This window comes from Paenibacillus enshidis (assembly GCF_042136365.1).
Classification (GTDB): Bacteria; Bacillota; Bacilli; order Paenibacillales; family Paenibacillaceae; genus Paenibacillus; species Paenibacillus enshidis.
In genome coordinates, this window is record NZ_JBHHMI010000032.1 from 40,395 (window position 1) to 51,585 (window position 11,191).

The window sequence follows — 11,191 nt, forward strand, 5'->3', positions numbered from 1 at the left end:
AAGAGTCATGCCTAAATTTCTTCAGCAACGCTGGCACGGCTATCATACTGTATGGGCGTTTCTGTTGTTGCTGCTGCTGGTCATTTCGCTGACATGGTACAACTGGAAGCTTGGCGTAATCGGTCTGCTGCTGTCTTTTGTCATGGGGGGTGTGCTGCTGCGGGCCGAGATGCGGTTCAGAAACGATCTGTCGGAGTACATTACCGGTCTTTCTTTCCGTGTAAAAAGGGTCGAGGGAGAAGTGATCAACACACTGCCGTTCGGGATCATTCTCTACAGCGAGGACCGTTCGGTGGAGTGGACTAACAAGTTTGCCGCAGATCTGTTCGTGGAGCAGTCCTTGATCGGGGAGCCGCTGCAGGAACTGTTTCCGCAGCTGGTCGGCGTCCTGCAGGCCAGGAAGGACAAGGACAGCAAGGAAGCGGTGAAGGAGCATCAGGTCGAACTGCAGCATGACAGCAGGTTTTACCGCTTCCTCGTCATTCCGGATGAAAGGCTTGTCTACCTCTATGAAATTACGGAGCTGGCTGTACTGAGGGATAAATACGAGAACGAGCGTCTCGCCATCGGGATCGTACTTCTAGATAATCTGGATGAGGCATCCCAAAGCATGGATGACCAGCAGCGGACGGCACTGATTGCCAAGGTATCCAGCGAGATTACGTCCTGGGCGAAGCAGTACGGCGTTTATCTGCGCCGGCTCTCCTCGGAGCGCTATCTTATGATGCTCAGCTACAAGTCACTGGCCGAACTGGAGCAGAGCCGCTTCGTGATTTTGGACACCGTGCGTGAAATGACGGCGGATCTTAAGGTGCCGATGACGCTGAGCATCGGCCTTGCCTTCGGAGCGGAGACGATCAGTGAGCTGGGCGAGCTGGCGCAATCCAGTCTGGATATGGCGCTTGGACGCGGCGGAGATCAGGCGGCCGTGAAAGCGGGACAGCGGCTGTCCTTTTATGGAGGCAAATCCAATGCTGTTGAGAAGCGGACGAGGGTAAGAGCGCGGGTCATCGCCCATGCCCTGCGTGATCTGATGCAGGAAAGCGACCGGGTGATTATTATGGGGCATAAGAACCCCGATATGGACGCTATCGGCGCTGCCATCGGCGTGTGGAAGGCGGCCTCGTTGTTCAACGTGGACACACATATCGTACTGGATAGGTCGAATCCGTCGATCACCCGCCTGATGGACCAGGTGAACAAGGAGGAGGTGCTGGCAGGCGCATTCATTTCGCCGGAGCAGGCGATGCAGATGATGAGCGAGCACAGCCTTCTGGTCGTGGTGGATACGCACAAAGCGTCGATGACCATGGAGCCGCGGCTCGTCAAGCAAGCAAGCCGCGTGGTCGTTGTCGACCATCACCGCCGCGGGGAAGAATTTATTAATGACGCGGTATTGATCTATCTGGAGCCTTACGCCTCCTCGGCATGCGAGCTGGTCACGGAGCTGCTGCAGTATATTCATGACAAAGTGCAATTTACGCCCCTTGAAGCAACGGCGCTGCTTGCCGGTATTACCGTGGATACCAAGCACTTCTCCCTGCATACCGGATCACGGACCTTTGAGGCGGCGGGCTTCCTCCGAAGAAGCGGTGCGGATACGGTGATGATTCAACGGCTGCTTAAAGAAGATCTGGATGAATATATTGCTAAGGCAGAAATCATCAAGCATGCTAAAATGTTGTATGGGCACATTGCGCTGGCGGTGACCGAGCCCGGCCGGAAAATTCCGCAGCTGCTCATTGCTCAGGTCGCGGACACGCTGCTCAATATGACGGACGTATTGGCGTCCTTCGTCGTCAGCGAACGTCCGGACGGCTTGATGGGAATTAGTGCCCGTTCTCTCGGGCGCATGAATGTACAGGTAGTTATGGAAAGGCTGGGAGGCGGAGGCCACCTGACGAATGCGGCGGTCCAGCTGGATTGTTCACTGGAGGAAGCGGAGCGCAGGCTGACCGAAGTACTGGCTGAAATAGAAGGGGAAGAGGGGTTATTCGAATGAAGGTTATCTTTCTGAAAGACGTAAAGGGTCAAGGCAAAAAAGGACAGATTAAGGAAGTATCGGATGGTTATGCAACGAATTTTCTGCTGCCCCGCAATCTGGTGCGTCCAGCAACCGAAGGCAACATGAAGGTAATGGAGAACCAACATGCGGCGGAAGAAAGACGCAAGCAGGAGGAGAAGGCGGAAGCCCAGGAGCTTGGCAAAAAGCTGGAGGCTATGACTGTGCAACTGAAGGCGAAGGCCGGCGAAGGCGGCCGTTTGTTCGGGGCCATCACCTCCAAGCAGATTGCGGATGTGCTGGCGTCCAGCGGCGTAAAGCTGGATAAGCGGAAAATTGAACTGGAGGAGCCGATCCGGACGCTCGGCGTGACCCAAATGATGGTCAAGCTTCACCCGGAAGTGAAGGCGACTCTTAATGTTCAGGTGACTGAAGAGTAATATGGGCGGCGAATTTTATGACCGGATTCCTCCGCAGAATCTGGAGGCCGAACAGGCGGTAATCGGTTCAATTCTGCTGCAGGCCGAAGCGCTCATTACGGCGATGGAGCGGGTTCAGACGGATGATTTTTACGATAAATCCCACCAGCTGATTTTTGAAGCGATGATCGAGCTTGGTGAAGCGGGTCAGCCGATTGATCTGATCACGCTGACCTCCAAGCTGCAGGACAAGGGTCAATTGGAGGACATCGGGGGCGTAAGCTATCTTTCCAGGCTGGCCCACGGTGTGCCTACTGCCGCCAATGTGGATTATTACGCCCAGATTATCGAAGAGAAGGCGATGCTGCGCCGTTTGATCCGGGCAGCTACGCAGATTGTAAGCGAAGGATACGCTGGCGGCGAAGACGTGCCGGGCATGCTCAGCGACGCCGAGCGGCGCATCCTGGAAATCTCCAACAGCCGTTCGGGCAGCGGTTTTATTGCCATACGCGATGTCGTGATGGAAGTGTTCGATAAGGTGGAAAAGCTGCATCAGAACAAGGGCACCACGACAGGTATACCGTCGGGCTTCGTGGATCTCGATAAAATGACCGCAGGGTTTCAGCGCAGTGACCTGATCATCGTAGCGGCACGCCCTTCCGTGGGCAAGACCGCCTTCGCCTTGAACATTGCGCAGAACGTCGCCGTACGCGCCAAGGAGACCGTGGCCATCTTCAGTCTGGAGATGTCAGCAGCTCAACTCGTACAGCGTATGATCTGCGCGGAGGCGAATCTGGACGCAAACGTCATGCGGACCGGGGAATTCAAAGGGGATGAGGATTGGGCCAAGCTGACGATGGGCATTGCGGCCCTGGCGGAATCGGAGATCTATATTGACGATACGCCGGGGGTAACGGTCGCGGATATCCGCGCCAAATGCCGCCGTCTGAAAACGGAGAAGGGCCTGGGCATGATTGTTATCGACTACCTGCAGCTCATTCATGGGCGCGGCAAAGCCGGCGAGAACCGCCAGCAGGAGGTCTCGGAAATTTCCCGTACGCTGAAGCAGATTGCGCGTGAGCTGGAAGTGCCGGTCATTGCCCTGTCCCAGCTCAGCCGGGGCGTGGAGCAACGGCAGGACAAGCGTCCGATGATGAGTGACCTGCGGGAATCGGGCTCGATTGAGCAGGATGCCGACATCGTGGCCTTCCTGTACCGGGATGATTATTACAATCAGGAGACCGAGAAGAAGAATATTATTGAAATCATTATCGCCAAACAGCGTAATGGTCCGGTAGGTACGGTGGAGCTCGTATTTCTCAAAAATTATAATAAATTTGCCAACTACGAGCGTGCGCATGCCGATGCGTTTGCAGGTTAGACCGTCTGCCGCTCTATCAGATACGCATGTATTCTGAAGGGCATCCCAAAGCCAAAGAACAATGGCTGCAGGATGCCTTTTTTTGTATCTGGATAAGTAGTGACAGACAAGCTTCGATTGTTGTTACAGTTATTTTTTGCGGCAAAGTTGCTTGACGGTGAAGGGTAGGGTTGTTACAATACACGTTGTAAACATTTAATTCCGATGTGATTAGTTGTATATAGTTTGTTTATCTGAGTTTTATTTTCTGGAGGTAAGTAATGACACTTAACATGCTTATAACCGGTCTGCTGTGCGGCGCTTTGCTGGGATTTGTGATGCAGCGAGGGCGCTTCTGCCTGACAGGCGGCTTCAGAGACATGTATATCGCGAAAGACAACCGCATGTTCTACGCATTGCTGATTGCCATTGCGGTGCAAAGCATTGGGGTTTATGCGCTTCTTCAGGTGGGGCTCCTGCAGTTTAAAGCAGGCGCCTTCCCGATCGTCGCTACCATTGTGGGCTCCTTTGTCTTCGGCATCGGAATTATTCTTGCCGGCGGCTGTGCGACCGGCACCTGGTACCGTGCGGGGGAGGGGTTGCTCGGAAGCTGGATCGCATTGTTCGGCTATATGGTGATGGCGGCCATCATGAAGAGCGGTCCGCTGAAACCGCTGAACGATGGACTACGTGATGCGGGAACAGCATCCAACTCCATAGCGGGCACGCTTGGCATATCCGTCTGGATTTTAATTGCCCTCCTGGCTCTCGTCACCATTTGGGTAGCCGTCCGTGAGCTGCGGAAGCCGAAGGTGAAAATCCCGGCGCTGCGCCCCAAACGCTCCGGCCTCAGCCATGTGCTGTTCGAGAAACGTTGGCATCCGTTTGTAACGGCGGTGCTGGTCGGCTTGATTGCGATTCTGGCCTGGCCGCTCAGTGAAGCCACTGGCCGCATGAGCGGTCTGGGTATTACAACCCCGTCGGCGAACATTATTCAGTATCTGGTAACCGGTGATCAGTCGATCATCAACTGGGGTGTATTTCTGGTGTTGGGTATTTTTCTCGGTTCTTTTATTGCCGCCAAAGCGAGCCGTGAGTTCCGCTTTCGGGCACCGGATGCCAGAACAGCCGTAACAAGCCTGTGCGGAGGATTGCTGATGGGCTTCGGCGCAAGTCTGGCCGGTGGCTGTTCCATCGGCAACGGGCTGGTCATGACGGCCATGATGACTTGGCAGGGCTGGATTTCGCTGGTCTTTATGATTCTCGGTACGTGGACGGCTTCATACTTCGTCTTTGTCCGTCCGAATGTCAAGAAAGCAGCACAAAAGGCAGCCGCTCAGCCTACAACGGCATAATTCCGGAAATTAGATCTGATCAATAGCCATACTCCATCAGATGAGAGGAGACATACGATATGAGACAGAAACTTGAAGTGCTCGGCATGGTTTGCCCGTTTCCGCTGATTGAAGCGAAGAATGCGGTGGAACAGTTGAACAGCGGAGATGAACTGGTCATCGACTTTGACTGCACGCAGGCGACGGAAAGCATTCCGCGCTGGGCGGCGGAGGCTGGACATGAAGTAACCAACTACGAGCAGCTCGATGAAGCGCAATGGACGATCACGATTCAGAAGAAATGAACTACAGCGTCAAGCCGTTGTCCCGCATTTGGCGGGGGGACGGTTTTTTTCTGGTGAAAAAAGGCTGATTTACGAACAATTCAATTTTCATGTTATATATTGTTCGCTTTTCATTTGACTTTAAAAATGGAGACTGTTACACTTAGATTGCTGCTTTAAAGCGGCAGGATCATGCACGCCCGGGATGTTCCGCAGTCCAGGAACAACTTGCCGGACGTTTTTCCTGTTGTCCAAATCCTGTCCGCTGCACCGGAGTGAGGTGTTGCCCGGGTGGGGAAGCAGTCCAAAATCAGAGTGTCTGTGGCACTTCACGGAGGAATGAAACTATGTCAACTGTAGTCGTTGTGGGAACACAATGGGGAGACGAAGGAAAGGGCAAAATCACGGACTTTCTGGCAGAAAGCGCTGATGTAGTGGCCCGGTACCAAGGGGGCAACAATGCCGGACATACCATTCTGATCGAAGGCAAAAAGTATAAGCTCAGCCTGATCCCATCCGGTGTATTTTATGCGGAAAAAGCTTGTGTTATTGGCAACGGCATGGTCATTAATCCTGCAGCTTTAATTGAAGAAATCAATTACATTCATGATAATGGATTTTCCACGAAAAATTTGGTCATCAGCGATCGTGCTCATGTCATCATGCCTTATCACATGACACTGGATTCGTTGGAGGAAGACCGCAAGGGACCGAACAAGATCGGAACGACCCGCAAGGGTATCGGTCCTGCTTACATGGATAAGGCGGCACGCAACGGTATCCGGATTTCCGATCTGCTGGATGCGGAAGAATTCGAGCAGAAGCTGCGCCACTTGATGAAGGAAAAGAATCAGGTCATCACACAGGTATACGGCGCTGAGCCTCTGGATGTGGAAGAAATCCTGAAGCAATACCTGGATTATGCGGAAATCATTCGTCCATACGTTACAGATACTTCGGTGGTGCTTAATGATGCGATTGATGCGGACCGGAGGGTGCTGTTCGAAGGTGCGCAAGGGGTTATGCTGGATATCGACCAAGGAACTTATCCGTTCGTGACATCCTCCAATCCGTCGGCAGGCGGTGTATGTATCGGTTCAGGCGTCGGCCCGTCCAAGATCAAAGAGGTCATTGGTGTGGCGAAGTCCTACACGACACGTGTAGGCGACGGCCCCTTCCCGACAGAGCTGAACAATGAGATTGGCGACTTTATCCGTGAAAAAGGTCATGAGTACGGAACGGTGACCGGGCGTCCACGCCGTGTCGGCTGGTTCGACAGCGTGGTGGTCCGCCACGCCCGCCGTGTGAGCGGTATTACGGGGCTGTCCCTGAACTCGCTGGACGTTCTGACTGGCCTGGAGACGGTCAAAATCTGCACAGGCTACAAATATCGTGGGGAGATCATTACACACTATCCGGCGAGCCTGAAAATGCTGGCTGAGTGCGAAGCTGTCTATGAAGAGCTGCCGGGCTGGAGCGAGGATATCAGCGGTGTGAAGACGCTTGATGAGCTGCCTGAGAATACACGCAATTATGTGAAGCGCGTATCCGAGCTCACAGACATCCCGATTGCCATCTTCTCCGTCGGCCGCAACCGCGAGCAGACGAACCAGGTGCTGCCTATCTACGTATAATAGAGCAAAATTTTCAGCGTGCTGACCGCGTATTTACTAATATGCGGCCGGCACGCTTTTTCGTCATCTCATGAAACCTGTACATTTATCTCTTCTGCATGCCGTTCAGGGTTAAGGCGCTTCTTTTTCGTCCATACTGGAAGAAAAGGGTAATGAAAGCTGCTGTGTGGTGCCAAGAGGAGGAGAACGAACATGAGATGGCTCGGATGGCTGGTGAAGACAGGCCTGACCGTCGTCCTGATCAGCGGGTTGACGATGCTGACTACGGGGATGGTCGTGACTGCGTATGTGAAATCGCTGCTGGAATCTTTTAATATACAGCTTGAGAACGAACCGGCCATAGGGTTGAATGGATTCGGCGGAAGCCTGTTTGGGGGCAAGCAACCGGATACCGGCACAACGGAATCTGCTGGCTTGGGCGGCTCGGGAGAAACGGGCAGCACGCCAGTACAAGAGGATGAACCGGTGGAGCCGAGCTCTGAAGAGGTGCCGGACGATGCGTTGCCGGTTATGGGGAGCAGTCAGGATGAGGCTGCTCCACAGGAGGATGCCGGTGAACCTGGTGGGGCGGAGACTGACAGGGAGGACCTGGTCATGACCTCGGGTGAAATTGCGGAGAAGAAGAACAGCTTGCCGGAAGCGGAGAAACAGGAGATCTTTACCATGCTGATGAACAAGCTGCCAGCTGAGGATATGCAGCGGATTTCCGCTGCGATGGAAGACGGGCTGACGGAAACAGAGCTGCAGGAGATCGAACAGGTGATTGCCAAACGGATGACCACGGAAGAGTACACCAAATTAATGAAATTGCTTAAGGAATAAGATCAAAAAACCAAAAGTGAGTTAAATGGAATAAACCGTTGTCAAGCCGCGCCCCGCGCGGCTTTTTTCGCTGTTTAGTAAAGTTGAAATCCCGGTAAAAGCTGTGTTAAAGTATACAGGTATTATGAAAAGGTTAAAATTTTGAAACCTTTTTCGCATATATGCAGTTTTAAAAGTCATACGATATACGAATAAATAACATGACCTTATCCTTACTACAACTATTCAACTGCAAGCTATAGAAAGATTTGAAAGGGAGAGAACCATGAAGGGTTTCAAGGGAACACGCTTGAATGGCAAGAAGCCCGGAAGCGGCGTATCCGGTGAACAGACCACCGGTAATGAAGAGAAGGGAGACAAGAAGAAGCTCACTTTTGACATCAGGCAGTGGAACCACGGCCTGCACGGGCCCCGCAAATGGGCTGCTGCGGCGGCCGGTGGCATCATTATCGTGGGCGGGATCATATTTGCGGGCAATCAATATGTTGCTGCCAACACGGTCCCTTACTACAAGGTGTATATCAAGGGCACCGAAGTAGGAGCTCTCCAGAGCGAAGAGCAACTGCAGAAGCTGTATAAAAACAAAGAGCAAGAGTATGCCGAGAAATATCCGGATGTAGAAATGGTGCTGAATACAGAAGGCGTCTCGACCAAGGTCGAGAAAGCCTACAAGGCGGATATCGACAGCAATGTGACGCTGAACAAGCTGGACGACATGCTGACTGCATATGCCAAGGGCGTTGAACTGGTCGTGGATGGGGAAGCCATCGGTATTGTTAAGGATACTGAATCAGCTAAGGCTGTATTGAAACAGGTCCAGAAGCAATACGTACCGGACAGTGATGGAAGGACGGGGATTCAATCTGGCGCGAGGAAGACTTCGACAGGGACGGCTGCCGCAGCGCCAAAGACCTGGCTGACCTCTGTCGGCATCAATGAGGACATCGATTTTGAGCCGGTGAAGGCGGATCCGAACAAGGTGCTCACGGAGGAGGAAGCGCTCAACGCCTTGATGAAGGAACGGGAAGAACCGGTGACGTATTCAGTAAGAGAAGGGGATACACTCTCTACCATTGCCAGCAAGTTCGAAATGACGGCATGGGAGATCAAGCAAAAGAATCCCGGAACGAAGGAGAAGTACCTGCAAATCGGCGATGAGCTTAAAATTACGGCGCCAAAGCCACCGGTAACGGTCAAAACGGTGGAGAAGGTGGTTGAGCAGATCAAGATTCAGCCGGAGCGGATCGTTCGTGAGAGCGACGAGTTGAAAGCCGGAACCTCCAAGGTGGTTCGTCCCGGACAGGCCGGATTGAAGCAGATGGATTACCGGATCACGAAAGAAAACGGGGAAGTCGTGAAGGAAGAGTGGCTCGGCCAGCAGGTGCTGAAGGCTTCCATACCGGAAGTGGTGCTGCGCGGGACCAAGGTAATTGGCCAGGGCTCGGGCGATTTTGCATGGCCGGTATCCGGAGCTTCTCTGACGAGCAGCTATGGCTCGCGCTGGGGCAGAATGCATGAAGGCATCGACATGGTGGGCAGCAGCGATGTCAAGGCAGCGGATGAAGGCAGGGTTGTATTTGAGGGACAGCAGAATGGATATGGCAATGTGATTATTATCGACCATGGCAACGGATATCAGACGTTGTACGGTCATCTGAGCAGCATCGGCGTCTCCGTCGGCCAGACTGTAAGCAAGGGCGACTCCATCGGCGTGATGGGCAACACCGGGCGTTCAACCGGAACGCATCTTCATTTTGAAATTCGTAAAAACAATACAGCGCAAAATCCGCTCACTTATCTGAGATAGAACGAGAGTCACACCTGATTTTTTAAAAAGACATAGGATTTTGCCAAACTAGATGCATCTTCGGCTTTCTTCATTGTGTGCTTTACAATGAGTGAGCAGAGGTGCATTTTGTTTTTTTAAAGAACCATAAGTGATCTCGTCTAAAGAAGAATTGCTGTGTTGGATTCTTGGATGGGGGGCAGATGTGGTAGTCACTGAACCTGAATCATTCAAAAACCGAGTAAGAGAAGAAATCGAAAAAATGAAAGAACGCTACTGACATACTGTTGGCAACAGGGGGCTTGTATAATCAAGACATACCAAATGGAAGTGAGGTTATTTACATGTCTTTATAATGAAACGAATGGTGCACTAAAGATTTGCAAATGCTAATAATATAAACAGCCCCATATACAAAGGAGGACATTATTATGTCAGCAATTGGACCCGACTTCATTTCACTTCAAGTGAGCAATCTTGAAAGCTCTGCGGAATTCTATCAAAACTATCTCGGACTGGTCCGCTCACAGGCAGGACCACCTCATGCTGTGGTCTTTGAAACAAAGCCTATTGCATTTGCTCTTCGTGACCTAATGCCAGGAATAGAACTCGGTTCAGGTACTCAGCCTGGACTTGGTGTCGCTCTGTGGCTTCATGCCCCTGATACGCAAGAAATCCACGACAAGCTTATTGCAGCAGGCGTAAAGATTACATCCGCACCAATAGATGGACCATTCGGGCGAACCTTTACATTTGCCGACCCAGACGGTTACCTAGTTACCCTTCACAGTAAAGCCTAATACGCAATTTGTATCCAGCTTAATAATAGTGATAATTTCCTCTGTCACAGGGGGCTAAGTGATTATTGCAACATGAAGATCGTGTTCCTAAAAGTGATATACTCCCCATACGGTAGACAGGTGAAATAATAAACCCCTGTTACTGTAGAGGCCACTGAAAAAGTCCCTAAAGTCCAAAAAGAGACAACTTCTCATTTTTATGAGGAGGTTGTCTCTTTTTTTCGGTATAATCTGTATATAAAATCGAAGGCTGGTGGTCCCGATGCTTCCAAAGCAACACAATTTGGTCTTGAGTCCGTATATCGAACTTTACAATATACTCATTCCTAAAGATAACCTGCTGCGGAGAATAAACGAACTGGTGGATTTCACTTTTGTCTATGAGGAACTGAAGGAAAGCTATTGCCACAACAACGGACGGACAGCGCAAGACCCCATCCGGATGTTTAAATATCTGCTGCTCAAAACCATCTTTGACCTGTCTGACGTGGATCTGGTGGAGCGCTCGAAAACCGATTTAGCTTTCAAGTTTTTTCTGGACTTGGCTCCGGAGGAAAGTGTCATCGATCCCAGTCTGCTGACCAAGTTCCGCAAGTTGCGGCTCAAAGACATGAAGCTGCTGGACCTGCTGATTGGAAAAACGGTGGAAATCGCCATCGAAAAAGGCATCATCCGCAGCAAATCGGTGATTGTGGACGCCACTCACACCAAAGCACGCTATATGCAAAAGACACCGCAAGAGGTATTGCA

At 51.8% G+C, this 11,191-nt stretch carries 10 protein-coding genes and 1 pseudogene; all 11 read left to right on the forward strand.

Going from position 1 to position 11,191, the window contains the following annotated elements:
• Window positions 1–7: 7 nt before the first annotated feature.
• Window positions 8–2,002, forward strand: coding sequence for a DHH family phosphoesterase (locus ACE41H_RS22270; RefSeq protein ID WP_375357758.1), 1,995 nt, complete (start codon window positions 8–10; stop codon window positions 2,000–2,002).
• Window positions 1,999–2,442 (forward strand): 50S ribosomal protein L9, encoded by a 444-nt coding sequence (gene rplI, locus ACE41H_RS22275; RefSeq protein ID WP_375357759.1) that lies wholly within the window; start codon window positions 1,999–2,001, stop codon window positions 2,440–2,442. Before ACE41H_RS22270 ends, rplI begins: the two co-directional genes overlap by 4 nt.
• 1 nt (window position 2,443) lies before the next feature.
• Complete coding sequence (gene dnaB / locus ACE41H_RS22280) at window positions 2,444–3,802, forward strand: replicative DNA helicase (protein ID WP_375357760.1); 1,359 nt, start codon at window positions 2,444–2,446, stop codon at window positions 3,800–3,802.
• A gap of 272 nt (window positions 3,803–4,074) precedes the next feature.
• Entirely contained in the window at window positions 4,075–5,136 is a 1,062-nt protein-coding gene (locus ACE41H_RS22285) for a YeeE/YedE thiosulfate transporter family protein (RefSeq protein WP_375357768.1), read from the forward strand.
• A 59-nt stretch (window positions 5,137–5,195) separates the two neighbouring features.
• On the forward strand, window positions 5,196–5,420 hold the full coding sequence (locus ACE41H_RS22290; protein ID WP_375357761.1) for a sulfurtransferase TusA family protein: 225 nt from the start codon (window positions 5,196–5,198) through the stop codon (window positions 5,418–5,420).
• Window positions 5,421–5,746: 326 nt separating this feature from the next.
• Window positions 5,747–7,033 (forward strand): adenylosuccinate synthase, encoded by a 1,287-nt coding sequence (locus ACE41H_RS22295; RefSeq protein WP_375357762.1) that lies wholly within the window; start codon window positions 5,747–5,749, stop codon window positions 7,031–7,033.
• Between the two features lie 192 nt (window positions 7,034–7,225).
• A complete protein-coding gene (locus ACE41H_RS22300; protein ID WP_375357763.1) occupies window positions 7,226–7,855 on the forward strand; it encodes an ICP22 family protein in 630 nt (209 codons plus the stop codon).
• A 265-nt stretch (window positions 7,856–8,120) separates the two neighbouring features.
• Window positions 8,121–9,662 (forward strand): peptidoglycan DD-metalloendopeptidase family protein, encoded by a 1,542-nt coding sequence (locus ACE41H_RS22305; RefSeq protein ID WP_375357764.1) that lies wholly within the window; start codon window positions 8,121–8,123, stop codon window positions 9,660–9,662.
• A gap of 133 nt (window positions 9,663–9,795) precedes the next feature.
• Window positions 9,796–9,921, forward strand: a pseudogene (locus tag ACE41H_RS22310) (WCX domain-containing protein); the annotation flags it as partial.
• Window positions 9,922–10,072: 151 nt separating this feature from the next.
• On the forward strand, window positions 10,073–10,441 hold the full coding sequence (locus ACE41H_RS22315) for a VOC family protein (RefSeq protein WP_375357765.1): 369 nt from the start codon (window positions 10,073–10,075) through the stop codon (window positions 10,439–10,441).
• Between the two features lie 262 nt (window positions 10,442–10,703).
• Window positions 10,704–11,191: transposase (locus ACE41H_RS22320; protein ID WP_375357766.1), on the forward strand; the 488-nt coding region annotated here is incomplete at its 3' end.